This window comes from Celeribacter sp. ULVN23_4, assembly GCF_054788345.1.
In genome coordinates this window covers 884,095-909,784 of the sequence record NZ_JBTVYO010000001.1, presented here as the reverse complement: position 1 = coordinate 909,784, position 25,690 = coordinate 884,095, and the positions used below count along the sequence as shown (strand labels likewise).

General features: G+C 58.6%; 27 protein-coding genes. 9 read left to right on the top strand and 18 right to left on the bottom strand.

The features are described 5' to 3' along the window. Positions 1–73 precede the first annotated feature (73 nt). Positions 74–2,776 (bottom strand): preprotein translocase subunit SecA, encoded by a 2,703-nt coding sequence (gene secA / locus ACYBHZ_RS04485; protein WP_460272999.1) that lies wholly within the window; start codon positions 2,774–2,776, stop codon positions 74–76. Between the two features lie 179 nt (positions 2,777–2,955). Between secA and ACYBHZ_RS04480 the strand changes: the two genes are divergently transcribed. The 4 genes from ACYBHZ_RS04480 to ACYBHZ_RS04465 all read left to right on the top strand — a co-directional run bounded on the left by ACYBHZ_RS04480 (position 2,956) and on the right by ACYBHZ_RS04465 (position 5,768). After that, positions 2,956–3,798 (top strand): peptidylprolyl isomerase, encoded by an 843-nt coding sequence (locus ACYBHZ_RS04480; RefSeq protein ID WP_460272998.1) that lies wholly within the window; start codon positions 2,956–2,958, stop codon positions 3,796–3,798. Positions 3,799–3,826: 28 nt separating this feature from the next. Next, a complete protein-coding gene (gene argJ / locus ACYBHZ_RS04475) occupies positions 3,827–5,074 on the top strand; it encodes a bifunctional glutamate N-acetyltransferase/amino-acid acetyltransferase ArgJ (protein WP_460272997.1) in 1,248 nt (415 codons plus the stop codon). After that, entirely contained in the window at positions 5,071–5,469 is a 399-nt protein-coding gene (gene mutT / locus ACYBHZ_RS04470) for an 8-oxo-dGTP diphosphatase MutT (protein WP_460272996.1), read from the top strand. Before argJ ends, mutT begins: the two co-directional genes overlap by 4 nt. Positions 5,470–5,627: 158 nt before the next feature. Further along, a complete protein-coding gene (locus ACYBHZ_RS04465; protein WP_460272995.1) occupies positions 5,628–5,768 on the top strand; it encodes a hypothetical protein in 141 nt (46 codons plus the stop codon). 78 nt (positions 5,769–5,846) lie between these two features. Here ACYBHZ_RS04465 and infB read toward each other — a convergent pair whose 3' ends face one another. The 5 genes from infB to pip all read right to left on the bottom strand — a co-directional run bounded on the left by infB (position 5,847) and on the right by pip (position 12,397). Continuing rightward, positions 5,847–8,384, bottom strand: a complete 2,538-nt coding sequence (gene infB, locus ACYBHZ_RS04460; protein ID WP_460272994.1) for a translation initiation factor IF-2 — start codon at positions 8,382–8,384, stop codon at positions 5,847–5,849. Next, positions 8,381–9,013 carry an RNA-binding protein gene (locus ACYBHZ_RS04455; protein ID WP_460272993.1) on the bottom strand — a complete coding sequence of 211 codons (633 nt, stop codon included), beginning with the start codon at positions 9,011–9,013 and terminating at the stop codon, positions 8,381–8,383. Before ACYBHZ_RS04455 ends, infB begins: the two co-directional genes overlap by 4 nt. Before the next feature lie 28 nt (positions 9,014–9,041). Then, positions 9,042–10,655, bottom strand: a complete 1,614-nt coding sequence (gene nusA, locus ACYBHZ_RS04450) for a transcription termination factor NusA (protein WP_460272992.1) — start codon at positions 10,653–10,655, stop codon at positions 9,042–9,044. A 14-nt stretch (positions 10,656–10,669) separates the two neighbouring features. Then, entirely contained in the window at positions 10,670–11,257 is a 588-nt protein-coding gene (gene rimP, locus ACYBHZ_RS04445; RefSeq protein ID WP_460272991.1) for a ribosome maturation factor RimP, read from the bottom strand. A gap of 171 nt (positions 11,258–11,428) precedes the next feature. Next, complete coding sequence (gene pip / locus ACYBHZ_RS04440; RefSeq protein ID WP_460272990.1) at positions 11,429–12,397, bottom strand: prolyl aminopeptidase; 969 nt, start codon at positions 12,395–12,397, stop codon at positions 11,429–11,431. A 69-nt stretch (positions 12,398–12,466) separates the two neighbouring features. Here pip and ubiG point away from each other — a divergent pair, with 69 nt between their 5' ends. Continuing rightward, positions 12,467–13,204, top strand: a complete 738-nt coding sequence (ubiG, locus tag ACYBHZ_RS04435) for a bifunctional 2-polyprenyl-6-hydroxyphenol methylase/3-demethylubiquinol 3-O-methyltransferase UbiG (protein ID WP_460272989.1) — start codon at positions 12,467–12,469, stop codon at positions 13,202–13,204. Positions 13,205–13,249: 45 nt separating this feature from the next. Here the strand turns inward: ubiG and ACYBHZ_RS04430 are convergent, their stop codons facing one another. Genes ACYBHZ_RS04430 through ACYBHZ_RS04415 form a run of 4 tightly spaced genes read right to left on the bottom strand, consistent with a single transcriptional unit; the run spans position 13,250 to position 15,541 of the window. Next, on the bottom strand, positions 13,250–13,696 hold the full coding sequence (locus ACYBHZ_RS04430; RefSeq protein ID WP_460272988.1) for a MarR family winged helix-turn-helix transcriptional regulator: 447 nt from the start codon (positions 13,694–13,696) through the stop codon (positions 13,250–13,252). Beyond that, entirely contained in the window at positions 13,693–14,526 is an 834-nt protein-coding gene (locus ACYBHZ_RS04425; RefSeq protein WP_460273186.1) for a carbon-nitrogen hydrolase family protein, read from the bottom strand. The genes ACYBHZ_RS04430 and ACYBHZ_RS04425 overlap by 4 nt, the downstream gene beginning before the upstream one ends. A gap of 6 nt (positions 14,527–14,532) precedes the next feature. Beyond that, positions 14,533–14,790 carry a glutaredoxin 3 gene (grxC, locus tag ACYBHZ_RS04420; protein ID WP_460272987.1) on the bottom strand — a complete coding sequence of 86 codons (258 nt, stop codon included), beginning with the start codon at positions 14,788–14,790 and terminating at the stop codon, positions 14,533–14,535. A gap of 37 nt (positions 14,791–14,827) precedes the next feature. Then, positions 14,828–15,541, bottom strand: a complete 714-nt coding sequence (locus ACYBHZ_RS04415) for a double zinc ribbon domain-containing protein (protein ID WP_460272986.1) — start codon at positions 15,539–15,541, stop codon at positions 14,828–14,830. A 53-nt stretch (positions 15,542–15,594) separates the two neighbouring features. On the opposite strand from ACYBHZ_RS04415, the gene ACYBHZ_RS04410 reads away from it, so the two are divergent. Continuing rightward, positions 15,595–16,419: a methyltransferase domain-containing protein gene (locus tag ACYBHZ_RS04410; RefSeq protein WP_460272985.1), complete on the top strand. Its 825-nt coding sequence runs from the start codon at positions 15,595–15,597 to the stop codon at positions 16,417–16,419. Positions 16,420–16,479: 60 nt separating this feature from the next. Next, on the top strand, positions 16,480–17,565 hold the full coding sequence (gene hemH / locus ACYBHZ_RS04405; protein WP_460272984.1) for a ferrochelatase: 1,086 nt from the start codon (positions 16,480–16,482) through the stop codon (positions 17,563–17,565). Between the two features lie 90 nt (positions 17,566–17,655). Here hemH and ACYBHZ_RS04400 read toward each other — a convergent pair whose 3' ends face one another. Continuing rightward, positions 17,656–17,841, bottom strand: coding sequence for a hypothetical protein (locus ACYBHZ_RS04400; protein ID WP_460272983.1), 186 nt, complete (start codon positions 17,839–17,841; stop codon positions 17,656–17,658). Positions 17,842–17,964: 123 nt separating this feature from the next. Further along, positions 17,965–18,558 carry a L,D-transpeptidase gene (locus tag ACYBHZ_RS04395; RefSeq protein ID WP_460272982.1) on the bottom strand — a complete coding sequence of 198 codons (594 nt, stop codon included), beginning with the start codon at positions 18,556–18,558 and terminating at the stop codon, positions 17,965–17,967. A 165-nt stretch (positions 18,559–18,723) separates the two neighbouring features. On the opposite strand from ACYBHZ_RS04395, the gene dalA reads away from it, so the two are divergent. After that, positions 18,724–19,266, top strand: a complete 543-nt coding sequence (dalA, locus tag ACYBHZ_RS04390; protein WP_460272981.1) for a divisome-associated lipoprotein DalA — start codon at positions 18,724–18,726, stop codon at positions 19,264–19,266. Between the two features lie 9 nt (positions 19,267–19,275). On the opposite strand, the gene ACYBHZ_RS04385 is transcribed toward dalA, so the two are convergent. The 5 genes from ACYBHZ_RS04385 to hslO all read right to left on the bottom strand — a co-directional run bounded on the left by ACYBHZ_RS04385 (position 19,276) and on the right by hslO (position 23,810). Continuing rightward, positions 19,276–19,776: a L,D-transpeptidase family protein gene (locus ACYBHZ_RS04385; RefSeq protein ID WP_460272980.1), complete on the bottom strand. Its 501-nt coding sequence runs from the start codon at positions 19,774–19,776 to the stop codon at positions 19,276–19,278. A gap of 72 nt (positions 19,777–19,848) precedes the next feature. Next, positions 19,849–21,066 (bottom strand): class I SAM-dependent RNA methyltransferase, encoded by a 1,218-nt coding sequence (locus ACYBHZ_RS04380; RefSeq protein ID WP_460272979.1) that lies wholly within the window; start codon positions 21,064–21,066, stop codon positions 19,849–19,851. Then, on the bottom strand, positions 21,066–22,217 hold the full coding sequence (locus ACYBHZ_RS04375; RefSeq protein ID WP_460272978.1) for a CCA tRNA nucleotidyltransferase: 1,152 nt from the start codon (positions 22,215–22,217) through the stop codon (positions 21,066–21,068). Before ACYBHZ_RS04375 ends, ACYBHZ_RS04380 begins: the two co-directional genes overlap by 1 nt. Then, on the bottom strand, positions 22,214–22,819 hold the full coding sequence (locus ACYBHZ_RS04370; RefSeq protein ID WP_460272977.1) for a CoA pyrophosphatase: 606 nt from the start codon (positions 22,817–22,819) through the stop codon (positions 22,214–22,216). Before ACYBHZ_RS04370 ends, ACYBHZ_RS04375 begins: the two co-directional genes overlap by 4 nt. After that, entirely contained in the window at positions 22,803–23,810 is a 1,008-nt protein-coding gene (gene hslO, locus ACYBHZ_RS04365; RefSeq protein ID WP_460272976.1) for an Hsp33 family molecular chaperone HslO, read from the bottom strand. The genes ACYBHZ_RS04370 and hslO overlap by 17 nt, the downstream gene beginning before the upstream one ends. Positions 23,811–23,889: 79 nt before the next feature. Between hslO and ACYBHZ_RS04360 the strand changes: the two genes are divergently transcribed. Next, the gene (locus ACYBHZ_RS04360) at positions 23,890–24,321 is read left to right on the top strand and encodes an NUDIX hydrolase (protein ID WP_460272975.1); all 432 of its coding nucleotides are present in this window, start codon (positions 23,890–23,892) and stop codon (positions 24,319–24,321) included. On the opposite strand, the gene ACYBHZ_RS04355 is transcribed toward ACYBHZ_RS04360, so the two are convergent. Further along, positions 24,306–25,577, bottom strand: coding sequence for a PP2C family protein-serine/threonine phosphatase (locus tag ACYBHZ_RS04355; protein WP_460273185.1), 1,272 nt, complete (start codon positions 25,575–25,577; stop codon positions 24,306–24,308). The genes ACYBHZ_RS04360 and ACYBHZ_RS04355 overlap by 16 nt on opposite strands. Positions 25,578–25,690 lie beyond the last annotated feature (113 nt).

The window sequence follows — 25,690 nt, the reverse complement described above, 5'->3', positions numbered from 1 at the left end:
AAAGGCGCGCGCCCATAGGGGCGACAGGCAATGGAAAAGGCCCGCACTTTCGCGCGGGCCCAAGAGATCGAAATCACACCGCCCCGTGGCAATGTTTGAATTTCTTGCCGGAGCCACAGGGACACAGATCGTTGCGCCCCGGATTGCCCCAGGTTGACGGATCGTTTTCGTCAAATCCCGGCACAGCGTTCGGATGGCCTTCTTCCGGCTCATCCACCGGCTGCGGCTGCGCCCCGGCGGTCATGGCTGCCTGTTGCTCCATGAGCTGCTGCATCATGGCGCTGCGCTCGTCCTCGGTCATCGGACGCACGCGGGAGAGCTTTTGCGTCACTTCCGTGCGCAGGCTGTCAAGCATGGTCTCAAACAGCTGGAAGCTCTCGTTTTTATACTCGTTGAGCGGATCACGCTGCGCATAGCCCCGGAAACCAACCACAGAGCGCAGATGCTCCAGCGTCAAAAGGTGCTCACGCCATTTGCTGTCGATCGTGTTGAGCAGGAATTGCTTTTCGATCTGGCGCATTTGCTCAGAGCCGAAAGCCTCTTCCTTCTCAGCCATCATCTTGTCGGAGGCCTCAGAAATACGGTCGGTGATGATTTCATCATCGACGCCTTCCTCATCCGTCCAGTCCTTGACCGGCAAATCCATGTTCAGCATGTCGACGAGGCTGTTGTGCAGACGCTCGACGTCCCATTGATCGGGATAGGATTTCGGCGGGATCGCGGCATCGACCAGATCTTCGATGACCTCGTGCCGCATGTCCTCGACGATCTCGTTGACGTTTTCCGATTCCATAATGTCGCGACGCTGGGAGAAGACCACTTTCCGCTGGTCGTTCATCACGTCGTCGAATTTCAAAAGCTGTTTACGAATGTCGAAGTTACGCCCTTCGACCTTCGCCTGCGCTTTTTCGAGCGACTTGTTGACCCAAGGGTGAACAATGGCCTCGCCCTCTTTCATCCCCAGAGACGACAGCATCTTGTCGAGACGTTCGGAGCCGAAAATCCGCATGAGATCGTCATCGAGAGACAGGAAGAACAGCGAACGGCCCGGATCGCCCTGACGGCCGGAACGACCGCGCAGCTGGTTGTCGATACGGCGCGATTCGTGCCGCTCGGTGGCGAGCACGTAGAGACCACCGGCCTCAAGCACGCGTTTCTCTTCCTCGGCATGTTCCGCTTCGATCTTCGCGCGAATTTCGTCGGGTTCGGCCTCAGGGTTCGCAGCGATGGCTTCCATCACGGACATTTCGACGTTGCCGCCGAGTTTGATGTCGGTGCCGCGGCCAGCCATGTTCGTGGCGATGGTTACAGCGCCGTATTTACCGGCATCCGCAACGATCTGCGCTTCTTGCTCGTGGTGACGAGCGTTCAGCACGTTATGCGTCACACCTTCACGGGTCAGGAACTGCGACAGCTCTTCGGATTTCTCGATCGAGGTCGTACCAACAAGAACTGGCTGACCTTTTTCATGCGCTTTGCGGATCGACTCGACCACAGCCGCAAGTTTCTCCGCTTCGGTGCGGTAGACACGGTCATGTTCGTCAATACGCTGGATCGGACGGTTGGTCGGCACTTCGACCACGCCCAGCTTGTAAATTTCCATGAACTCTTCGGCCTCGGTCGCGGCCGTACCGGTCATACCGGACAGCTTGTCATAGAGGCGGAAGTAGTTCTGGAAGGTCACCGAAGCCATGGTGATGTTCTCAGGTTTGATCTCCAAACCTTCCTTGGCTTCAATCGCCTGGTGCAAACCGTCGGACAGACGGCGGCCCGACATCATCCGGCCGGTGAATTCGTCGATCAGCATCGCCTCGCCGTTGCGCACGATGTAATGCACACCGTTCTGGAACAGCTTGTGCGCGCGCAGGCCTTGGTTGACGTGGTGCACGATGGTCGTGCTTTCCGGATCGTAAAGCGTCTGACCTTCCGGTAGGAACCCAGCCTCGTGCAGGCGTTTTTCGAGGAACTCGTTGCCTTCCTCGGTAAAGGTCACCTGACGGGTCTTTTCGTCGAGTTCGAAATGCTCGTCGGTCAGTTCCGGGATCAGCTTGTCGATTGCGATATAGAGCTCGGAGCGGTCATCGGAGGGGCCGGAAATGATCAGCGGGGTCCGCGCTTCGTCGATCAGGATCGAGTCGACCTCGTCCACGATGGCGAAGTGATGCCCGCGCTGCACAAGATCCTTGAGCTCGGATTTCATGTTGTCGCGGAGGTAGTCAAAGCCCAGCTCGTTGTTCGTCGCGTAGGTCACGTCGCTGGCATAGGCCGCACGCTTTTCGTCCTCGGGCTGCTGGCTGTAGATCGACGCACAGGTCATCCCAAGAGCCTCGAAGACTTTCGCCATCCACTCGGCATCGCGCGTGGCGAGGTATTCGTTGACCGTCACCACGTGGACGCCCTTGCCGGTCAGGGCGTTCAGATAGGACGGGAAGGTCGCAACGAGGGTTTTACCCTCACCGGTTTTCATTTCGGCGATGTTGCCCTGATGCAGGAAAATGCCGCCCATGAGCTGCGTGTCAAAGGCCCGCAGACCGAGAGCGCGGCGCGCAGCTTCGCGACAGTTCGCAAAGGCTTCCGGCAGGAGTGCGTCGAGGCTTTCGCCATCCGCGACCCGTTTTTTGAATTCTTCCGTCTTGGCGATCAGGCCGGCGTCATCGAGTTTCTCGAACTCGGGTTCCAGCGCGTTGATCTTGGCCACGAGAGGTCGGGTTGCCTTGACCTTGCGGTCATTAGGGGTTCCGAAAACCTTTTTCGCGAGTGTACCAATGCCCAGCATATTCTCTCCGCTCAATGCGTCCTGACAGGATCGTGTTAGAGGAGGGATTGCCCCGTTGCCCCACAACCCATAGAAACAGGCGCGACGGCTCCTCTGCAGTGACCTAACGCGATGTAAGGGGCCATATCATGAGTGTCAACGTCGCGCCCCTGAATGGCGCCGACAGGAAGGGAATTCCCATGAAATATCGCTTTTCTTCTGCTGCTGCGCTGCTTTCTCTGGCGCTGGTGACAGCTGCGCCCTCTTTCGCCGAAGATATGACCGCCGATACGGTGGTTGCACGTGTCAACGGCGTCGAAATCACGCTCGGCAACGTCATCGCAGCACGCCAATCCCTTCCGGATCAGTACCAAGCCCTGCCCGATGCACAGCTTTTTGATGGCATCGTGAACCAGATCGTTCAGCAAGAGCTGCTCAAACAATCTGCGGGCGACACCAAAGACACGCTGAAATACCAACTCGCCAACGAAGAGCGCGTGCTGATCGCGGGTCATGCGCTCGAAACCATCGCGGCTGACGCGGTGACCGACGAGGCGCTCCAAGCCGCCTATGACGCCAAGTTCGCCGATTTCGAACCGGGCCGTGAATATCACGCCGCCCACATCCTCGTGGACAGCGAAGACGAAGCGAAAGAAATCATCGCCGAGCTGAACGACGGTGCCGACTTCGCCGAGCTTGCGAAAGAAAAATCCACCGGCCCCTCCGGCCCGAACGGAGGCGATCTCGGCTGGTTCGGCAAAGGCATGATGGTTGAGTCCTTCGAAACTGCCGTCGTGGACATGGAAGAAGGCGCGATTTCCGAGCCGGTTCAGACCCAGTTCGGCTGGCATGTCATCAAGCTCATGGAAACCCGTTTGGCCGAAACCCCGTCCCTTGACGAGGTGAAAGATGAGCTGTCCGCCGACATTCAGGATCAAGCCATTCGCGCCAAACTCGACTCTCTTGAAGCCGATGGCGATGTTGAGATGGTGGAAGGGATTGACGCCGCCGCTCTGCGGATGGACGATCTGCTCGCAAACTGAGTACTGCGCCTAACGAAGGACGCCAAAGATGGCCAAGATTGACCACGTTTCTCCCCTCGCCCCGAAAGAGGGCTTTCCCGAATTGCCTGTGATCGAGGGGGTGCGATTTGCCGCCCTCGAAGCCGGGGTGCGCTATGCGGGACGAACCGATGTGATGTTGGCCGAACTCTGTGAAGGCACCGCGATTGCCGGTGTCTTCACGCGCTCGACGACCCGCTCTGCCGCGGTCATCGACTGTCAGGACAAGATCGGCCTCGATCTTCCGGGCAAGGCCGCGATTTTGGTCAACTCCGGCAACTCCAATGCCTTCACCGGCAAAAGCGGCTTCGAGTCGGTGGAGAAAATCACCAGCGCCGTGGCTGAGGAAATGGGGATCGACCGGAACCGCGTCTTCACCTCCTCGACCGGTGTCATCGGCGAACCGATGAAATGGGAGCGCATCACCGCCAAAATCGGTGAGTTGAACGCTGCCCTCGACAGCGACGCGTTGGAAATGGCCGCCCGTGCGATCATGACCACGGACACGTTTCCGAAAGGATCGACGCAAAGCGCGACGCTTGGCGAGACCGAGGTGAAAATCTCCGGCTTCGCGAAAGGCTCCGGCATGATTGCCCCGGATATGGCGACGATGCTCTGCTATATCTTCACCGATACGGCGATCTCCCGGGAGGTGCTTCAGCAATGCCTCTGGCTCGACAACGCCAAGACCTTCAACTGCATCACAGTCGACAGCGACACCTCGACCTCCGACACGGTCCTCGTGGCCGCGACGGGCAAGGCCGACATGGAGCCGATCACCGATTTCGCCGACCCTCGCGTCCCCCCGTTCCGCGAAGCGCTGCATGCGGTGATGAAGGATCTCGCGATCCAGATCGCTCGTGACGGCGAAGGTGCCACCAAGCTGATCGAAGTGCAGGTCACCGGCGCCAATGCCAGCGGCCCGGCGCACCGTGTCGCCATGGCCATTGCGAACTCCCCGCTGGTGAAAACCGCCGTGGCTGGCGAAGACCCGAACTGGGGACGTATCGTCATGGCCGTTGGCAAGGCCGGTGAGCGCGCTGAGCGCGACCGTCTCACCATCTGGTTCGGCGATATTCTCGTGGCTGAAAACGGCTGGGTCTCCCCGACCTATTCGGAAGAGGCCGGTGCCGCCTACATGAAGAACGATGAGATCGTGATCCGTGTCGATCTCGGCCTCGACAATGGCACGGCCACGGTTTGGACCTGTGATCTGACCCATGGCTACATCACGATCAACGCGGATTATCGCTCGTGAAGATTGTTCTCGTCTCCGCCGTGGCCCTCATCGATGTTGAGGGCCGCGTGCTTCTCGCCCAACGCCCCGAAGGCAAATCCATGGCAGGTCTCTGGGAATTTCCCGGCGGCAAGATTGAGGCCGGGGAGACGCCCGAAGCGGCCCTTGTGCGTGAACTGCATGAAGAGCTTGGCATCGAGACATGGAACTCCTGCCTCGCCCCGCTCACCTTCGCCTCGCACAGCTATGACGATTTCCACCTGATGATGCCGCTCTTTGCCTGCCGTAAATGGAATGGCATTCCCCAGCCGCGTGAAGGTCAGGTGCTGAAATGGGCGAAGGCCAAAGAGCTGCGCGACTATCCGATGCCGCCCGCCGACATTCCCTTGATCCCGATCCTGCGCGACCTGCTGTAATCCCGCGATACGGACAAACTGCGGGCGTCAGGACTGTGTTTTTTCCACTTGCATAACATTTGTGCTAAAAGCGGCCAATTGTCTTAAATTTGGATATCGGTTTTAACGCTTTTGCGTGTAAAACCCTGCCCGATATCATTGAAATTGGGGATAAGGCGATGATGCGGTCCATCACTCTTGGGAAATATATTTCCGTGCAGGGTCACTATGTAGGTGACGCCGACAACGGGAAAATTCAGGTGCGTGTAGGCGACAAAACCTTTGTCGGGACGCCGGTGTCCTACGCCAAAGCCGCCTGAACAACGACAGTTCAGACTTCATGAAAAAGGCGCGCCGACCGGCGCGCCTTTTGCTTTGTCCCGAAAGGGTCAGGAAACTCAGTCGAGATTCCGTTCCACTTCTTCGCGTTCGAAAATCTCGATGACATCGTTCGGACGGATATCATCGTAATTCTCGAAGGCCATACCACATTCCTGACCGGAAATGACCTCTTTGACTTCGTCCTTGAAGCGCTTGAGCGTTTTCAGCGTGCCTTCGTGGATCACAACATCGTCGCGCAGCAGGCGGACACCGGCGGAACGACGCGCCACACCTTCGGTGACGAGACAGCCAGCAACCTTGCCGACGCCAGAGACCTTGAAGACCTCCATGATCTTCGCGTAACCGATGAAGTTCTCGCGGATCTCAGCCGACAGAAGACCGGAGGCCGCCGCTTTCACGTCATCCACAAGGTCGTAGATCACGGAATAGTAGCGGATTTCCACGCCCTTCTGGTTCGCGGCGTTGCGCGCAGGCGCGTTGGCACGGACGTTGAAGCCGATAACCGGGGCACCGGAGGCTTCCGCCAGACCGATGTCGGTTTCGGTGATCGCGCCCACACCATAGTGCAGCACGCGCACGCGGACCTCGTCGTTGCCGATTTTTTCCATCGCCTGAACGATGGCTTCGGCAGAGCCCTGCACGTCGGCTTTCACCAGAATCGGCAGCTCGGCGACATTCTCGTCGGCTTTGGCTTTCGCCAGAAGCTGATCAAGGGTCGTCGCAGCACCGGCGGCAGCGCGTTTGTCCTTGGCGGCTTGTTCGCGATATTCAGCGATCTCGCGAGCCTGTGCCTCGGTATCAACCACGTTGAGAACGTCACCGGCTTCCGGGGTGCCGTTGAGGCCGAGAACCTCGACCGGCACGGACGGACCAGCTTCGTCAACACGGTCGCCCTTGTCGTTCACGAGCGCACGGACTTTACCCCACTGCTCACCAACGACGAAGATGTCACCGCGTTTCAGCGTGCCCTTCTGAACCAGAACGGTCGCGACCGGACCACGGCCCACATCGAGCTGGGCTTCGATCACGGCACCCTCAGCGGCCCGATCCGGGTTCGCTTTGAGTTCGAGAATTTCAGCCTGAAGCGCGATGGCTTCGAGGAGGTTGTCGAGACCCTGTCCAGTTTTCGCGGAAACTTCCACATCCTGAACCTCACCGGACATTTCCTCCACGATAACCTCGTGCTGGAGAAGTTCGGTGCGCACTTTCATCGGATCAGCGCCCGGTTTGTCGCATTTGTTGATCGCGACGATCATCGGAACACCTGCCGCTTTGGCGTGTGCGATGGCTTCGACCGTCTGCGGCATAACCGAGTCGTCAGCCGCGACAACCAGAACCACGATATCCGTCACCTGCGCACCGCGGGAACGCATGGAGGTAAAGGCGGCGTGGCCGGGCGTATCGAGGAAGGACAGAACCGCACCGGATTCCGTTTTCACCTGATAGGCACCGATGTGCTGGGTGATCCCGCCAGCCTCACCGGAGGTCACATTGGCATTGCGGATCGCGTCGAGCAGCGAGGTTTTACCATGGTCAACGTGGCCCATGATGGTGATCACCGGCGGACGTGCTTTCAACGTCTCAGGCGCATCATCAACCTGCGAGATCACGTCTTCGACGTCAGCATCGGACACACGCTGGATCCGGTGGCCAAATTCTTCGACGATCAGTTCGGCGGTATCGGCATCGATCGATTGGTTCTGCGTGACCATCATGCCCATTTTCATGAGCGATTTCACAACATCAGCCACACGTTCGGCCATACGGTTCGCAAGTTCGGAGACCACGATGGTTTCCGGCACCTGCACATCACGTACAATCTTCTCGCGCGATTCATTGCCACCCATCGCCTTTTGGCGCATGCGTTCTTGTTTGCGCTTCATCGCGGCCATCGAGCGTTGACGCCCGCCTTCGCCGCCTGTCAGCGCCTGATTCACGGTCAGCTTGCCGGAACGACGGTTGTCGCCACCTTTGTTGCGTCCGCCGCGGTCATCGTTGTCGCGCGTTTCACGGCCACGGGCCGGAGTTGCAACACGACCGCCACGTTCCTGCTTCTGCATCGCCGCTTGGGCAGCAGCCGGATCGTCGGTCTTCGCAGCAGCGGCAGCAGCGGGAGCCGCCGCTTGTTTTTTCGCAGCAGATTTCGCCGCAGCTTCGCGTTTCTTGGCTTCTTCAGCCTCACGCGCCGCACGGGCGTCTTCTTCTTCTTTGGCTTTCAGAGCAGCTTCGCGCTCCGCCTCTTCGCGGGCCTTTTCTTCGGCCTCACGACGACGGCGCTCGCGCTCTTCCTCGCGGGCTTTCTCTTCTTGCTCGCGTTTTTTCGCCTCTTCGGCCTCCGCCGCTTTCGCAGCAGCGAGTGCCTTCATCCGGCGTTCCATCTCCGCATCGGAAATGCCAGCGGGGCGCTTGGACGGATCGCCCAGCGCAGCTTTGCCGCCGGAAGACGACTTCGCACCACCCGGCTTCGGCACCACAACACGTTTGCGTTTGGTTTCCACCACGACATTCTTCGTGCGCCCGTGGGAGAAGCTTTGCTTCACCGAACCGGAACCACCACGAAGGCCGAGGGTTTTCTTGCCGTCTGTATCGCTCATTTCGTCGTCTTACCCTTCCCGGCGGAGCCCTCTCCACCGATTGTCTCGCGCACGCCCATCAGGCGGTTGGCATCCTCTACAACACGTTTTGAGAGTCCGCCACCTGCGAGCGCGCCATGTATCACACTTTCGCGGCCAAAAGCCAAACCCAATTCAGCACTGGTCATGTGCCCGAACCAACGTCCCCCTTCAGGGGTCCAGAGTTTGCCTTTTCCGCGTTCCGAGCCGTCAGACGCCTGAAGCAGCACTTTCGCATGCCCGTCCGCCAGCCAGCTCTTAACCTTTTCAAAGCCACAGACCGCCTGACCCGCTTTGCGTGTCAGAGAAATCAAATGCACCACGCGATCCGCCAAACCGGCTTCGATCAAATTGACGAAGTCCTCGGGGACGGTCACGGGTTGCCGTGCAGCCTTGGCAAAGAGTTTCTTCTTCACCGCCTCATCCAGAGCGGCGCGGTCCGCGCTCACCCAGATCCCGCGGCCCGGCAGTTTTTCAGCCAGATCGGGAACGATGAGCCCATCGGGCGCAACCACGAACCGGATAAGACCACGACGCGGCTCTGCCTCGCGCGTGACGATGCAGCGCCGTTCCGCCTCATCCCTGACTTTCGTCTGTCCGCCTCTGCTCATCGCTCACCTTCTTAGCAACGAGGCCCGATCAGGCCTCGTTCTCCTCTTCGGTTTCTTCAACTTCTTCCTCAGCCGTCTCGAGATCAGCCGGATCCACCCAGCCAAGCTGAATGCGTGCGGTCATCACGAGGTTCTGAGCTTCTTCGAGGGAGACATCGAACTTTTCGAGGACGCCGTCGTCCTTCACGCGTTCGCCGTTTACCGTGGTCCAACCACCGGCCAGCTCCCAGTCGGCACAGGTCGCGAAATCTTCGAGAGATTTCACGCCGTCTTCGGCCAACGCTTCAATCATCTGGGGTGTCAGACCCTCAAAGTCAACCAGGCTGTCTTCCACACCCAGCTCGCGGGCATGTTCCATCGCCTTACGGTTGGCTTCTTCGAGAACGTCACGGGCACGGGCCTGAAGCTCGTTCGCCGTGTCTTCGTCCACACCATCGATCACCAAAAGCTCGTCAACGTCGACATAGGCGACTTCTTCGAGGTTGGTGAAGCCTTCGGACACCAGCAGCTGGGCGAAGAATTCGTCGAGATCGAGCGCATCCATGAAGAGCTGCGTGCGGGCCGCGAACTCTTTCTGACGACGCTCAGATTCTTCGGCTTCGGTCAGGATGTCGATGTCGAGCCCCGTGAGCTGGCTTGCCAGACGCACGTTCTGACCGCGACGACCGATGGCGAGCGACAGTTGCTCATCCGGTACCACGACTTCGATTTTGCCAGCGTCCTCGTCGAGCACAACTTTCGTCACTTCGGCCGGTTGCAGCGCGTTCACGAGGAAAGTCGGCTGATCGTCATTCCACGGAATGATGTCGATTTTCTCGCCCTGAAGCTCGTTCACCACGGCCTGCACGCGCGAACCGCGCATACCGACACAGGCGCCAACCGGGTCAATGGAGTTGTCGAAGGAAATGACGGCGATCTTCGCGCGCGACCCCGGATCACGGGCCACAGCTTTGATCTCGATGATGCCATCGTAGATTTCCGGCACTTCCATTTTGAACAGCTCGGCCATGAATTCCGGAGCGGTGCGGGACAGGAAGACCTGCGGACCGCGCACTTCGCGGCGCACATCTTTGATGTAGCAGCGGATACGGTCGTTCGGGCGGTAGGTTTCGCGGCCGATTTTCTCGTTGCGGCGCAAGATGCCTTCGCCACGGCCGATATCGACGATCACGTTGCCGTATTCTTCGCGTTTCACCACACCGTTGATGATGGTGCCGACGCGGTCTTTGAATTCGTCGTACTGACGATCACGCTCGGCTTCGCGCACTTTCTGCAGGATAACCTGTTTCGCGGACTGAGCAGCGATCCGACCCAGCTCCACCGGCGGAACCTCGTCCTTGATCTCGTCGCCGATTTGCGGGTCAGCCATGTATTGCTTCGCCTGTTCGATGGTCAGCTCGGCCTGATAGTTCTCCAGCTCTTCGTCTTCCACAACCGTGCGCACACGGGTGAAGGTGGCGCGGCCGGTCTTGCGGTCGATGTGGACGCGGATGTCCATCTCGGAGCCGTAGCGCGACTTCGCGGCACGGGCGAGGGATTCTTCCATCGCTTCGACCACGAGATTCGGGTCGATCATCTTCTCGCGGGCCACGGCCTCGGCGGTTTGCAACAGCTCAAGCTGGTTTGCAGAGGTGATTGCCATTACTCAGTCCTCTCTCAATCCTCTGAAGACCCGTCGTCGGTCTGGATTTCGTCAAATTGTGTTTCGTCGATTGCGCCATTCGCTTTGCGTTGACGCAGCATTTCTCGGATCAACTCATCGGTCAGCACAAGCTTCGCGTCCGACAGCCAATCGAAATTGAGACCGACGGTGACCTCTTCGCCTTGTTCATCAAGGGTCAGCAGCACTTCGTCGCCTTCAACACCGGCCAGCATTCCTTTGAAGCGGCGGCGGCCGTCGATCATCTCGGTCGTCTCAATCTTGGCTTCGTACCCTTCGAAGGTCGCAAAATCCTTCAAACGGGTCAGCGGGCGGTCGATCCCGGGGCTCGACACTTCGAGCGTATATTCATCTTCAATCGGGTCTTCGACGTCGAGAATAGCAGAAACCGCCGTCGAAATCTCGGCGCATTCATCGACCTCGATACCGCCTTCGGGACGTTCGGCCATGATCTGAAGCGTCTTCGACTTGGTCGAGGACATCAGACGCACGCGCACAAGCTCGAACCCCATCCCTTCGATGACGGGGCCGACGATTTCAGCCATCCGGCGATCGATCGCGGTTTTGGCAATAAGTTCGGACATGTCTTGCCTTTCGAAACTGGCAAAGCCCCCATGAGAAAACTCACAGTGAGGGCACAAAAAAACGGGCGCGCGGCCCGTCGATCTTTCCCGGTGGAGCTTCGGGAACTCCCGACAGCGCCGCTGTTGGAGGGGTCTATACGCTTACGATCCCGAATCTGCAAGCCCTATCGCTTACCGGCCCAAACGATCCATGGTCATCACCAAGGCTTCGGTGATACCCGGCTCGGACAAAGCATGCCCGGCTTGCCCCACCATGATCAGCCGCGACCCCGGCCAGACTTTATTCAGCTCATAGGCGGTTTCCGGCGGGCAGATCATATCAAAGCGGCCCTGAACAATGGTTCCGGGCACATCCGCCAGTTTTCCGGCATTGGCCAAAAGCTGCTCGTCATGGGACAGAAACGCGGCGTTTTTGAAGTAATGGTTCTCGATCCGGGCAAAGGTGCGCGCATATTCCGGCGCGGGATCGCCGACCACACCGTCGGAGCCGAGAGACGCCAAAGCATTTTCCCAGCGCGACCAGATTCGGCCATAGGTGATTTCCTCGCGATGATCACCGCTGAACAATCTTTGGTGATAGGCCCTTATGAGATCGCCCTGTTCTTCCACGGGAATTGCGTCACGGAATTCGGCCCAATGCGCGGGCCAGAAGCGCCCGGCCCCGCCCGCATAGAACCAATCAAGTTCGCCTTTGCGCGCAAGAAAGACTCCGCGCAAAATCAGATGCATCACCCGGTCGGGATGACTTTCCGCATAGGCAACCCCCAAGGTCGCCCCCCAGCTTCCGCCGAACACCATCCAGCGCTCGATCCCGAGCGTCTCCCGGATCAGCTCGATATCTGCCACGAGATGCCATGTCGTATTGGCCTCGACAGAAGCAAACGGGCGCGATTTTCCGCAGCCGCGTTGATCAAACAGGATAATGCGATAGATCGACGGGTCGAAATAGCGGCGCATATAGGGGCTGCACCCGCCCCCCGGCCCGCCATGCAACACAACGACCGGAATTCCCGTCGGATTTCCGCTTTGCTCGACATAGAGCTTGTGCCCATCGCCCACATCCAGCATGCGGTGGTCATAGACCGCGATTTGGGGATAGAGATAGCTATATGCGCTCTTTTGGCCTGAGACCTTGTCCATGGGTGTCCTATATAGAGCGGGAGAAAGCGGATGTCCCGGCGAAGCGAGTTGAACATGAAGGAGACGATCATGCAAACCACCATTGACCCCGATGAGGTGGCAAAATTCGAGGCTATGGCCGCCGAATGGTGGGATCCGACCGGCAAGTTCAAGCCTTTGCACATGATGAACCCGGTGCGCCTCGACTATATCACCGCGCAAATCGCCGCTGAATTCGGGCGGGACTTGTCCGCTGACAAACCGTTTGAAGGCATTCGCATTCTCGACATCGGCTGCGGCGGCGGGCTTTTGTCCGAACCGATGGCACGTCTTGGCGCCACCGTGATCGGGGCCGACGCCGCCGAACGCAACATTCCCGTGGCGCAGGTCCATGCCGAACAATCCGGGCTTGAGATCGATTATCGCAACACCACCGCCGAAGCGCTTGCCGAAGCCGGAGAGCAGTTCGATGTGGTCCTGAACATGGAAGTGGTGGAGCACGTTGCCGACCCGCTCGCCTATCTCACCGCTTGCCAAACCCTGCTCAAACCGGGCGGTTTGATGCTGTGTTCGACCCTAAACCGGAACCCGAAAAGCTACGCGATGGCAATCTTCGGGGCGGAGGTCGTGATGCGCTGGCTGCCGAAAGGCACACATGAGTGGAAAAAATTCATCACGCCCGACGAGCTGTTCGACCTGATCACCAAAGCGGGCCTCAACCCGGTTGATCGCAAGGGCTATGTCTTCAATCCGATCCTCTGGAAATGGTCGATCTCCGCACGGGACCTGTCGGTGAACTACGTCACCGCGTCGATCAAACCGGAATAATCAGCTCTGGCGGAGTGGGCCTCGGCAGGCTCCGCCGTTCAGCGATCAGTCATTTTCCAAACGAATGCGCATTTCGCGCAGCACCGGCAGGGCGGCTTTCACCTTGTCGGCCCCGATCGCTTCGACAATATCCGACAGGATCGGAGCGATGGCGGCAAGGGCTGCATCCCGCGCCGCCCGGCCCGCCGGAGAAATCGAGACGAATTTGCGCCGTGCGTCATCCCAATCGGGGCGCACATGGATGTACCCCGCCCATTCCAGCTTGTTGAGCGTGTTGGTCATCGCGCCGCGCGTCACATGAAAGGCACGCGCCAGCTGCGCCGGGGAGCGTTCATCGCCAAGCCGCGCAAGGTGGTTCAGCATGGAGAAGTGACTGATCTCCATCCCCTTCGGCAGCGCCTTGGTCAGACGGTTGCGCGCCAGCTGATCGGCCATGAAAATTTCCGAGAACAGCGCGACCGACAAGGCGTCATGCTTTGAGTTTCCGCTCATACATCGACCTCGTAGCTGCGGTCATGCGACAGCGCCGGAATACGTTTGCGGGCTTTCTCGACCTCGGCCAAGTCGATCTCAACTAGACCCCAACCCGGCTCAACTCCGCCATCGAAGAGAACTTCGCCCCAAGGGGAAACCGCCAGAGAATGCCCATAGGTCCGACGGTTCACGTCAACCTTCTCCTGATGATGCCCGGTCTGAGCGGGTGCCAAGACGAAACAGCCGGTCTCAATGGCGCGGGCGCGGAGCAGGCTATGCCAATGCGCCTCACCCGTGACAGCCGTGAAGGCCGCGGGCTGCGTGATGATCTGCGCCCCGGCCTTGGCCAGACTGCGGTGCAAATGCGGAAACCGCAGATCGTAACAGATGGTCATGCCGATCTTCGCGAAAGGCGTCGTCGCGACGACCGCCTTTTCCCCCGGACGATAGCCATCGGATTCGCGATACCGCTCCGTGGCGCTCACATCCACATCGAACATGTGGATTTTGTCATAGCGCGCCGCGATCTCTCCCTCCGGTGAAATCAGGAAAGAGCGATTGGCGAAACGCCCATCCGGATCGTCGGTTTTGAGACCCAAAGAGCCGATCAAGACCCAAATCCCGCGGGTTTTCGCAGTGTCCCGCAAAGCCGCCAGCGTCGGGTCATCCGCCTCATGGCACAGCACCTCTTGCTGATGCGCCCGCGATGAGGACACGCAATTGGTGACCTCGGGCGTCATCACGATCTGCGCCCCCGCATCGGCTGCGGCATTCACATAGCCCAGCGTCACAGGAAGATTGGCAAGCGGATCATCGCTCGAATTGAGGGTGACAAGACCGATGCGCAGCATGTCTCAGGCCGCCAGCAGCGGATCGAGCTTGCCCGCATGTTCAAGCGCGTGCAGCTCATCACAACCACCAACATGAGTGTCCCCGATGAAAATCTGGGGCACGGTGTGGCGGCCGGAGGCGCGCTGCATCATTTCCTGACGGCGGGAAGGATCGGCCATGACGTCGATATCGGTATAGTTGACGCCTTTGCTGTCGAGCAACCGCTTGGCCGCGATGCAATAGGGGCAGATTGGGGTCGTGTAGAGCGTGACAGGTTGCATTGAGGAGGTCCTTATGTCTTTCGGCGACTATAAGGATTTAAGCATCCCTGTCCACGCGCGCCAGCACTGCAACGCTGATCGATATCGCTCCGGCCTTGAGACAGGCCTGTGCGCATTCACCCAATGTCGCCCCGGTCGTCATGACATCGTCGATCAAGAGAACAGCTCGGCCCTTTATCCGCCCCTCCTGCGCTCTGTTGATCCGTATGGCCCCCGCCACGGTATCCCGGCGCTGCTCTGCGGTCATGCCGTCCAGTTTTCGCGTCGCAGAGGAGCGTTTGAGCAGGTCGGGGAGATAGTCGAGCCCATTGAGCCGCGCAACACGGCGGGCCAACAGGGCGGCTTGATTGTAACGGCGGTAAAGCAGCCGACCCCAATGCAAGGGCACAGGGGCAACCACGGTCTCTGGCACGATCAGCGGGGCCGCGGCATCGGAAAGCCAATCTCCCATCGGATGCGCCAGATCCGTCCGATCTCCATGTTTGAACCGCAACACCATAGCGCGGGCGTTGCCGCCATAGAGCATCACCGCCCGTCCACGATTCCATGGTTTTGGCTGGAGTCGACAATCATCACAAAGATCGCCCGCTTCCGCCGCGCCAACGAGGGGGCGTCCGCAACACTCGCAGGGATGATCCACGATGAACGGCGTCTCCGACCAGCATTTCGGACACAGGCCGCGTTCCACCTCGATCAATTCGTCGCAGGTGAGGCATTGTGGCGGGTAGATCAGTTTGGCCAGCCTTTGCATTTCCCGTTCAACTACCTAGATTGTGCCGCGCAGACTTAAGTCAGGACGAAACCATGTCTCAGCCCTCCCTCCTCGTGGATCGGGAACAGCTTTCCCGAAATCGGCATCGCGCGATGCGCAAAGGGGGGGATTTCTTTCTCCACGAAGAAGCCCGTTTCGAAATCGAGGATCGGGTCGACATGGTTAACAAATCCTTTACGGCTCCGGCCGTGGTCACGGGATTTCCGGAACTGTGGTCAAAATACTTCCCCGACGCCAAGGTCGTTCCCGATGACGACATCCTTGCCTTGGAGGAAGGTGCGCATGATCTGGTGATCCACGCGATGAGCCTGCATTGGGCGAATGATCCGGTCGGCCAGCTCATCCAGTGCAACCGTGCGCTCAAACCGGACGGGCTGATGATCGCCGCGTTTTTCGGGGATCAGACCCTGAATGAATTGCGGTCCTGCCTCGGCCAAGCGGAAACCATGGTCAGCGGCGGCCTTTCCCCGCGTGTCCTGCCGATGGGAGAGCTCCGCGATCTCGGAGCGCTTTTGCAACGCGCCTCCTTTGCCCTGCCTGTCGCGGACAAGACCGTGCGCAAGGTCTCCTACCCGTCGCTCACACGGATGGTCGAAGATCTCCGCGCGATGGGGGAAGGCAATGCCTTGTCCGGGCGCATCAAAACCCACAGCCCCGCCCAACTTTTCGAGGCGACCGAACGCCTCTACAAAGATCACTTCTCCGAAGACGAACGCATCGTCGCCACCTTCGATCTGGTGTTCCTCACCGGCTGGGCGCCGGATGCAAATCAACCGAAACCCCTCATGCCCGGCTCCGCAAAGATGCGACTGGCAGAGGCGCTTAAAACCGAAGAATTCAAACTTCCGCAAAGTTGAGTTCTTGACCTGAACCCGCACCGACCTAACCCTAAAACAAACAATAATCAGGAAGATCAAATGGGACTCATGAAGCCGTCACGGCTCAACACCAATGCACCGGACGCCACCTGCCCGATGCATGCCCCGAAAGACCACCCGAAAGTACCGAAGGAAAAGGTCGGCATTCTGCTCGCCAATCTCGGAACACCGGACAATACGGATTACTGGTCGATGCGGCGCTACCTGAACGAGTTCCTGTCGGACAAGCGCGTGATCGATTACCCATCCTGGAAATGGCAGCCGATTTTGCAGGGCATCGTCCTGACTTTCCGCCCGTCGAAATCCGGTGCGGCGTATAAGTCGATCTGGAACAACGAGGCCGATGAAAGCCCGTTGATGACAATCACCAAAGACCAAACTGCCGCGATCAAAAGCGCTTTGCAGGCGGAATACGGCGATCAGGTCATGGTCGAATTTTGTATGCGCTACGGCAATCCGTCGACGAAATCCAAGGTCGAAAAACTCGTGGCGGACGGCTGCACCAAAATCGTGTTCTTCCCGCTCTACCCGCAATATGCGGGCGCCACGACGGCCACCGCGAACGATCAGTTCTTCCGTGCGCTGATGGAAGAAAACTGGCAGCCCGCCTCACGCACCGTCGCGCCCTATTTCGATGATCCGGCCTATATCGAAGCCCTCGCGCACTCCGTCGAACGCGCCTACGCCAGTGCCCCGCGCAAACCGGATATCCTGATATGTTCCTATCACGGCTTGCCGGAACGCTACCTGAAGGAAGGCGGCGATCCCTATCATTGTCAGTGTCAGAAAACGACTCGGCTCCTGAAAGAACGACTCGGTTGGGACGACACCCAGATCATGACGACGTTCCAGTCGAAATTCGGACCCGAGGAGTGGCTTCAGCCCTACACTGTCGAAGAAGTCGCGCGTCAGGCCGAGAAGGGCAACAGGAGCATCGCCGTCTGTGCCCCCGCCTTTTCCGCCGATTGCATCGAAACGCTCGAAGAGATCAACGAAGAGATCAAAGAGAGCTTTGAGCACGCCGGGGGGGAAGATTTTCTCTATATCCCCTGCCTCAATGCAGATCCTCTGCATATCGAGGCCTTGGTCGGTCAGATCCGCAAGAACCTTGCCGGTTGGGTTTAAACCCACCGGCTCAAACGGAATAACAAACGAATCAAATGAAAAGGGCGGCTCAGAGAGCCGCCCTTTCAATTCTGTACTGTCTGGCGACGATTAGTCAGCAGCAACAGCAGCAGCCACGAGAGCCAGGATCAGAAGCGGCACAACGTAGCCACCAGCGGAAGAAGAAGAGGTTTCTTCAACAACAACCGGAGCTTCGATAACCGGCTCAGAGTAGCCGCCAGCGAAAGAAGCGGTGCCAGCCAGAGCGAAAGCAGCAGCAACAGCGAGTTTTTTCATAGTCAATCCTCCTTGAACCCCACGACAGAGGGCAGGTTTGTTTCACACAAAAACCTATATGAAGCAAAAGCAGGCAAAATCAATTACTCCATGCTTCCATTGTAGTTTTCCGCGACTTTGTCGTCAAATTAGCAACACTTGCGTGCCAACTTTGGCGAGCGAGAACAACTCTGCGATGTGTTCATTGTACAAACCGATACAGCCATTCGAAGACCGACGACCGATCTTGCGCGTGTCATGCGTGCCGTGAATGCGGTAATATTGCCAGCTCAGATAAAGCGCGTGCGTTCCCAACGGGTTATTCGGGCCCGGACCAACGAAATCCGGCCATTCGGGGTTGCGCTCTTTCATCGACGGCGTCGGCGCCCAGCTCGGCCCCTCCACCTTGCGGATCACTTCGGTCCGCCCCCGGCGTGTCAGATCTTCGCTCAGAGGAACGGAGGTCGGGTAGAGCTTATAGACGCTCTCATCCTCGCTCCAGAAATGCAAAGCCCGCGACGTCGTATCCACGAGAATCGCCCCATTGTGCAGGTTGCTGAAATACGGTTGCCAGTTCAGCGAGCGGAAACTGGAGATATTGCGGCGCACAACGGTGGAAAGATCGTTCTCCATCTCCGTCGTCCCCTCCGTCTGCGCGAACGCAGGCGCGCTCAAAACTGCGGCGGTGCCGGCGAGGAAACTGCGTCGGGAATACTTGAAGATGTTGGACTTATTCATCGCAACTCAGCCATTTATATGAGATCTGGACATTCGGCCTTATATGACCAGAAGCCTTCCCCCGCAAATCAAACAATACCCACAGGCGGAAACGCGCGAACATGATTTGATCCTTCCGATCAAAGCGTTTAATTCTGCACCGATGAAAGTCATGGAGTATCTGGAATGTCGCGCATCGTCGCCATCCTCATGTTGGCCCTGATCGGTCTGACCGCTTGTGAAACACCGACCGAACGTCTCGGCCCCGATGGCAAACCTTTGCCTCGCGTCTATCGCATCTCCACCAAGGATGAGGCGACGATCCAATATCGCATGCTCGATTCGATCAACGCGTTGCGGTCCGCTGCTGGGGTAGCTCCTGTACAGCTCAACGCAAACCTGAACGCCGCCGCGGCGACCCATTCGCGCGACATGCATGTTCAGAACCGGCCATGGCATTTCGGCTCCGACGGCTCCTCGCCGCTCGATCGCGTGAGACGCTCCGGGTATTCCGGCCTGATGTTGGGTGAAAATATCTCGGAAACCTATGAGACCGAGCTTGAGACCCTGTCCGCTTGGATGGAGCAATCCGACACGCGCGATGTCATCCTCGACAACCGTGCCACCGATATCGGTTTTGCCTGGTATCAGGAAGATTCGGGCAAGCTCTGGTGGACCTTTCTGGCCGGGGGAAAGACGGCGGACCAAACGCTCGCCGCCCTTCAGTAAGCAAAGCTCTTACGGAAAAATATCTACCTGAGTGCCGTTCTGCACCATCATGTAGATTTTCTCGATCTGGCGATCTTTGACGGCGATACAGCCCGCCGTCCAATCCTTGCCCTTACCGCGGTTTTCCCCGGCACGGCCATGGATGAAGATATCCCCACCGGGACGCCGCCCCAATGCCTGTGCATAAGCGGCGTCTTCTGAGTTCGGATAGGAAATACCAAGAGACAGGTGATAGGCGGAATTCGGATTGCGGCGATTGATGATGTAGCTGCCTTCCGGCGTTTTGCCGTCACCCTCAAACTGCTTCGGACCGGTCGGGTTTCCGCCAAGACCGATCTTGAACTCTTCCACCACATCCGTGCCATGCAAGAGATAGAGCCTCCGGCGCTCTTTATAAATCACCACACGGGTGATTTCCGGCCCCGTATAGGGCTTCAATTCACGCGCAAACGCCGCCTTTGAAAACGGCAACATAGCTGCCGCAGAAACGAGAAATACCCGCCGATCCATGATCACTACCCGATCTTTGTTTTTTAGGTGTCATACATCGAATCGTCGAAACAGGCCAAATCATTTTGACAGTCAGGCCCGGCGGAAACTCGCGGCAATCTCGACATGGGGCGACCAGCGGAACTGGTCCACGGGGACGATCCATTCAAGCTCAAACCCCGCCTCGATCAGGTGTTTTGCATCTCGCGCGAAGGTGATCGCATTACAGGAAACAAAGCCCACCCACTTCAGATCGCTTTTGGCGATCTCATCGCATTGCGCCGCCGCTCCGGCCCGCGGGGGATCGATCACCGCCGCATCAAAGCGGTTCAATTCATCGCTGCGCACGGGTTGGCGGAACAGATCGCGGGTCTCGACCGAAACACGCTTGAGCCCTTCCGATTGCCGCCACCCTTTCATCAGAGCCTCAAGCATATCGGACACGCCTTCTACGGCATGCACCTCCGCCCCTTCCGCCAAGGGCAAGGAAAACGTCCCGCAGCCTGCGAAAAGATCGATGACCTTGTCGACGTCGCCAACAGCACGGCGCATCAAGGCGACCAGAGCGGCCTGCCCCTCTGCCGTGGCCTGAAGAAATGCGCCGGGCGGAGGCAGCACGCGGGCTTTGCCAAAAGTGAGAAACGGAAGCGCCTCACCCGCCAAATCTTCGCCGTTCCAAGACAGGCGCGATAGACCCAAATCCTGCACAAAACGGCCCAAATCGATCCGCATATCCAGATCGAGCGGCTTACCGTTCTGAACGGAGATATCAAGCCCGCTGTCTGACGAGATCACGGTGATGTCCATCTCCCCACGGCGCGAACCACCCAGTTCGACCAACCGTTCGAGAGCGGCGTAGCGCTCCATGATCTCGGGCACCATGAGGATGCAATCCGGTACGGGCACAAGGCTGTCGGAGGCGCGCGCATGCAGACCAAGCATCACACCTTTTTTCGTCCGTCTCCCATGAAACACCGCGCGTCGGCGGCTCTTCTCGGGAGAGGTCAAAATAGGCTCTAACTCGGCTAAAATGCCCTGATTCTTGAGGGCGGACGCCACAAAATCAGTCTTCCACTGAGCCACGAAATCATCCGATGCGTGCTGCAATGAGCAACCACCACAAGCCTTGGCATGGCGACAGGCGGGCTTCACGCGGTCCGGCGCGGGCGTAACAATCTTGCCTCCGACAACACGTCCGTTTTCCGCGACGCCCTCGACCAACTCACCGGGCAAAGCCCCGGCGACAAACGTCCCGTCCGCGGTGATGCCATCGCCCTTGTGACCCAAACGCTGAATTTCAAACGTCTCCATCAGCCCTTATCCGCACGCTGCATGAGCTCTTCTTTCGTGAGCTGAAATTTACTATCGATCCAGTCCTGTTCGAGATGTTTCAACGTCTCGCCCAGCGCCCGCCCGCTCAATCTCGGCATCAAATCCTGCGCCGCGATCGGGAAACGCGCCGCTGCGCCTGTCCTGATCTCCGCCTCAAGCGTCGCAGGCATAGGCTGCTCCAGAAACGCGGATCGCAAAGCCATCCCGAACCGGGCGATCTCCCCCCCCTCGCGATAGGCAATCTCAGCCGCCGACTGCATACCCAGAGCCGCAAAGCGCAGCGCCTCATACTGCCGGATTTGGGTCTTTGAGAGGCGCAAAAGCTCTGCCACATCGAACTGCCCCAAAGCGGCGAGACGCAGGATCGGATCAGGCACCTCCTCCAAAGAGGTCAGCACGAAAAACGCCTTTGTCGAGGCCCCCGGCAGGAGCGCATTCAAGACGCCCGTCTGATCCATCGCGCCCAGCGCCCGTTCCGGTGCTTTCGCGGACAAAAGCTTGATCATCTCATGGCCGATCCGCTCTCGGGACAACCGCCCAAGCCCCTCAAGGTGGCTGGCACAGGCCGCAAGCCCCTCGGGATCTAACCCGGCGTCATCATCGCCGTACCAAGCGTGAAAGCGGAAAAAACGCAGGATTCGTAGATAATCTTCCTGAATCCGCTGAACCGGGTCGTCGATAAACCGCACCCGCCGGGCCTCAAGGTCGATCAATCCACCGAGCGGATCGACAATGGTCCCGTCCGCCTTGGCATAAAGCGCGTTCATCGTGAAATCGCGCCTATGCGCATCCTCGTCCAAGGTGTCGGCAAAAGCCACAACCGCGCGGCGCCCATCGGTTTCAACGTCTTTGCGGAAGGTCGTGATTTCAAACGGTTCGCCCTCAATCACCACCGTGATCGTGCCGTGCTCAATCCCTGTCGGAATAGCCTTGAACCCACAAGCTTTCGCGAGCTCCATCGTGCGTTCAGGACGCACATTCGTCGAAATGTCGAGATCGCTGACCGGTACGCCCAAAAGGCTGTTGCGCACACAGCCTCCGACGAAATAGGCGCTCTCCCCGGCATCAGAAAACATCGCCATGATCGCTTGTGCCGGGGCGCTTTGGAGCCAGTCCACAGACAGTTTCATGATCCGCTCACCCGATCCGCCAAAACACGCAAAATCCGCGCCGTGGCGCCCCAGATGTAATAGGGTCCGTAAGGCACCGTATAAAAGGATCGTGTGTGGCCACGCCAACGGCGGGATTGGATGGCGAAATTCTCAGGGTTCAAAACATGCGACAGAGGCACGTCGAACACTTCTGAAACCTCACCTTCTTCGGCTCTCAGGACAAAATCGTCTCTAATCCAGCCTAAAACCGGAAACATTTCGAACTGGGAAACCGTCTCATGCGTCGGCAGGCTGCCAAGCACATCGACGGAGGACGGCGGCAATCCGATCTCTTCCTCAGCCTCACGGAGCGCTGCGGCAATCGGATCGCGATCCGTCTCCTCGACACGCCCGCCCGGAAAGGCAATCTGGCCCGGATGATGTTTGAGCGCGGAGGACCGTTTGGTCAGGATCAAACGCAAGCCTTGAGCCGTCTCCCGGATCGGGACAAGCACGCCCGCCGGGCGCAGCGTGGCCCGGTCCTCAGGGCGCAGACCGCGGTTCAGATCGAAGTCTGACGACGGCTCCCCCGGAGACCGCAAAAGGGTCGCGAAATCATCTCGCTCAATCGGCATCACCATCTCGGTTTTCCTCCGCGTCGAACCCGACCGATTTCGGGTCGAGCACATAATGCGCACCGCAGAACTGACAGTCCGCCGTGACGACGCCTTCATCGGTCGTCATATGCGCAATGTCCTTGGCCGAATAGATCGATAGGCTCTGACGCACTTTCTCCTCGGAACAATTACACCCGAAATGCACCGGTTGCGGATCAAAAACACGCGGCCGTTCCTCGTGGAACAGGCGCACGAGCAGGTCGGTCGGCTGTACACGCGGGCCGATGAGTTCCATCTCCTCAACCGTATCGAGCAGGATATTCACCCGGTTCCAGTCTTCGAAATCATCATCATTCAGCATGTCGGCGGCTTGCAGAAGGCCCTCGCCTTCGCTGTCGCCTTCATTTTGAGCGGCAAAAGGAGACGCTTTCGGCATTTTTTGAAGCATCACGCCACCAGCGCGCCAATGCTCATCACCGCCACCCGACAGACGTGTGGTCCCGAAAGTCGTGGAAAAACGAGTCGGTAATTGCTCCGATTGGGCAAAATAGGTTTCGGCACAGGCCGACAGAGACCCGCCCGCGATGGGGGTGATCCCTTGATACGGCACCATGCCTTTGCCCTGATCGATCAGGATCGCGAAATAGCCTTTGCCGATCTGAGAAAACGGATCAACGCGCGGCACCAAGCGGTTCGCGTCATAGGAGGCATAGGCACGAATGCGGGCCGGCTCCCCTTCTGCGGTGGGCGCATAGTAATCGGTTGCGATCAAACGCGCCGCACCTTCCCCGCGCACCTGCAAGGACAATTTCCAGCGCAGTTTCATCGTCTGACCGATCATCGCAGTCAGCAGAGCCATCTCCGCAACCAAAGACTCGATTTCCGGCGGGTAAGCGTGCTGCGACAGGATGCTGTTCAGCACCCCGTCCAGACGCGCCACGCGTCCGCGGATATCCGAGGCATCCAATTGGAATGGCAGGACGGTGTCGTCCCATGCAATTTTCGATCCGAGCATTTGTGCTTCCCCTGACGTTCGGCGCTGGAATATCCTGTTCATATAGGCGGAACAACCACCGAAGGAAGGCAAGGCAGGTATGCGGCGTTACGGGGAACCCAGACTTCAGGGACAATTATATCGGGCACGACCGGGCGCATATGCCATTCTGCCGAGAGATGGGCAGGTGCTTTTGACCTATCAAGCGGGCATCCATCACGAGTTTCAACTTCCCGGCGGTGGCATTGATCCCGGAGAAAGCCCGGTCACGGCGCTGCACCGCGAAGTGTTCGAGGAAACCGGTTGGCGCATCGCACAGCCGCGTCTTCTGGGCGCGTTCCGACGCTTTGTGTTCATGCCCGAATACGACCTCTGGGCCGAAAAGATTTGCCATATCTATCAGGCGCGCCCCGTCCGCAAATTGGCCGAACCGCCAGAGGTCGACCATTCCGTGCATTGGGCCTCCCCGGAACAGGCTGTGGTCAGCGTCGGCAACCCCGGAGACAGGGCGTTTCTTCAAAGGCTGTTCTGACCGGAATATTCCAAGAGGATGGCGGAGATATCGTCGGGGAAATCCTGATCCTTATTGAAGTCATTCAAATCCCAGAGAAACGTATCGAAGAAGGCGCTTCCACGCTCCGCCGCAACTTTGGCGCAGAGCTCGGCCAGCCCCTCCTCTCCCAACATGCCATCACCGCCATCGGGGCATTCCGTCACCCCGTCAGAGAAGACTAAAATCCTCTCACCGGGGGAGAGGGACAGACGCACATCTTCATATGTCGCATCCGGGATCAGTCCGACGGGAAGCCCGCCATCTCCGAAGAATGTGACCTCCCCGGTTTTTAACTGGAACACGGGGCTTGGATGCCCGCATTGGGTCATCACGAACACACCCTCAAGCCGATCAAAATGCCCCAAGATCATGGTGAAATAGAGATCGGTTTCCATCTCCTCCAACATCAGCCGGTTCAGCGCCCTCGCCACCTCCGAGGGGGAGCAAGGCTGAGAGTTCCCGGCCTCATCCAAGCGAATCGCCAGATTTTGTTCCGGCGTCGAGCCGGTGAGATAGGCCGCAAGCCGCGCGGTCATCAACGCCGAGGCAATCCCGTGCCCGGACACATCTAGCGCGAAAACACCAAAATGGCGGTCGTTGATCGGGAAAAAGCCGACCAAATCGCCGCCGACATGGCCACACGGGCGCAAAAGTAGGGATATCTGCGCGCTGCCAAAGTCGCGAAACCGTTCACGGACGAGGGACTGCTGCATCTTGCGGGCTTCGATCAGGTCGCGGTCGAGTGAATCATAGAGCGCGGAAATCTCAGAGAGAGTTGAGCTGACCAGACGGTTCTTCTCCGTCAATTCCCGCTCCATCCGAAGAATACGCTCCCCCGCCCGTATGCGCGCCAAAAGCTCATCACCCGCCACGGGTTTTGTCAGAAAATCATCCGCCCCGACATCAAGCCCCTGCGCCACTTCCGCCTTGTCGGATTTCGAGGTCAGAAGAATAAAATAGCCGTAATGCGCGCGGTCGAGTTGACGAAAGGCCTGACAGAATTCCAGGCCATTCATGCCAGGCATCATCCAGTCGGACACCACGAGATCAATCGGCTCCTGCTGACAGATCGTCATCGCCTCCTCGCCGGACGCCGCCTCGAAAACCGTGTAACCCCACCGTCCGAGATAGGAGGACAGGATGCGACGTTGCGCCCGTGAATCGTCCACGATCAATACGCTGTTCACGACACCGCGTTCCGGCACGGCCTGTAGATAGTTTTGGGTTTCCGCGATGAGCAACGCAAACGATTCCTGTCCGTGGCTTGGTGTCCCCACCCTGCCGCGCTCGGTTTAATGTCGCCTTAAACCTAAAATTTTTCCGAAATTCAGAGATATGCTAACGCTTC

Excerpts from the sequence above, each read along its gene's own strand:
- ACYBHZ_RS04395 (WP_460272982.1), bottom strand. The coding sequence starts at position 18,558 with ATGAATAAGTCCAACATCTTCAAGTATTCCCGACGCAGTTTCCTCGCC.
- ACYBHZ_RS04455 (WP_460272993.1), bottom strand. The coding sequence starts at position 9,013 with ATGAGCAGAGGCGGACAGACGAAAGTCAGGGATGAGGCGGAACGGCGC.
- dalA (WP_460272981.1), top strand. The coding sequence starts at position 18,724 with ATGTCGCGCATCGTCGCCATCCTCATGTTGGCCCTGATCGGTCTGACC.
- ACYBHZ_RS04380 (WP_460272979.1), bottom strand. The coding sequence starts at position 21,066 with ATGGAGACGTTTGAAATTCAGCGTTTGGGTCACAAGGGCGATGGCATC.
- argJ (WP_460272997.1), top strand. The coding sequence starts at position 3,827 with ATGGCCAAGATTGACCACGTTTCTCCCCTCGCCCCGAAAGAGGGCTTT.
- ACYBHZ_RS04370 (WP_460272977.1), bottom strand. The coding sequence starts at position 22,819 with ATGGTGATGCCGATTGAGCGAGATGATTTCGCGACCCTTTTGCGGTCT.
- ACYBHZ_RS04465 (WP_460272995.1), top strand. The coding sequence starts at position 5,628 with ATGATGCGGTCCATCACTCTTGGGAAATATATTTCCGTGCAGGGTCAC.
- rimP (WP_460272991.1), bottom strand. The coding sequence starts at position 11,257 with ATGTCCGAACTTATTGCCAAAACCGCGATCGATCGCCGGATGGCTGAA.
- grxC (WP_460272987.1), bottom strand. The coding sequence starts at position 14,790 with ATGCAACCTGTCACGCTCTACACGACCCCAATCTGCCCCTATTGCATC.
- nusA (WP_460272992.1), bottom strand. The coding sequence starts at position 10,655 with ATGGCAATCACCTCTGCAAACCAGCTTGAGCTGTTGCAAACCGCCGAG.
- ACYBHZ_RS04410 (WP_460272985.1), top strand. The coding sequence starts at position 15,595 with ATGTCTCAGCCCTCCCTCCTCGTGGATCGGGAACAGCTTTCCCGAAAT.
- ACYBHZ_RS04400 (WP_460272983.1), bottom strand. The coding sequence starts at position 17,841 with ATGAAAAAACTCGCTGTTGCTGCTGCTTTCGCTCTGGCTGGCACCGCT.
- pip (WP_460272990.1), bottom strand. The coding sequence starts at position 12,397 with ATGGACAAGGTCTCAGGCCAAAAGAGCGCATATAGCTATCTCTATCCC.
- ACYBHZ_RS04415 (WP_460272986.1), bottom strand. The coding sequence starts at position 15,541 with ATGCAAAGGCTGGCCAAACTGATCTACCCGCCACAATGCCTCACCTGC.
- infB (WP_460272994.1), bottom strand. The coding sequence starts at position 8,384 with ATGAGCGATACAGACGGCAAGAAAACCCTCGGCCTTCGTGGTGGTTCC.
- ACYBHZ_RS04430 (WP_460272988.1), bottom strand. The coding sequence starts at position 13,696 with ATGAGCGGAAACTCAAAGCATGACGCCTTGTCGGTCGCGCTGTTCTCG.
- hemH (WP_460272984.1), top strand. The coding sequence starts at position 16,480 with ATGGGACTCATGAAGCCGTCACGGCTCAACACCAATGCACCGGACGCC.
- secA (WP_460272999.1), bottom strand. The coding sequence starts at position 2,776 with ATGCTGGGCATTGGTACACTCGCGAAAAAGGTTTTCGGAACCCCTAAT.
- ubiG (WP_460272989.1), top strand. The coding sequence starts at position 12,467 with ATGCAAACCACCATTGACCCCGATGAGGTGGCAAAATTCGAGGCTATG.
- ACYBHZ_RS04375 (WP_460272978.1), bottom strand. The coding sequence starts at position 22,217 with ATGAAACTGTCTGTGGACTGGCTCCAAAGCGCCCCGGCACAAGCGATC.
- ACYBHZ_RS04385 (WP_460272980.1), bottom strand. The coding sequence starts at position 19,776 with ATGGATCGGCGGGTATTTCTCGTTTCTGCGGCAGCTATGTTGCCGTTT.
- hslO (WP_460272976.1), bottom strand. The coding sequence starts at position 23,810 with ATGCTCGGATCGAAAATTGCATGGGACGACACCGTCCTGCCATTCCAA.
- ACYBHZ_RS04360 (WP_460272975.1), top strand. The coding sequence starts at position 23,890 with ATGCGGCGTTACGGGGAACCCAGACTTCAGGGACAATTATATCGGGCA.
- ACYBHZ_RS04480 (WP_460272998.1), top strand. The coding sequence starts at position 2,956 with ATGAAATATCGCTTTTCTTCTGCTGCTGCGCTGCTTTCTCTGGCGCTG.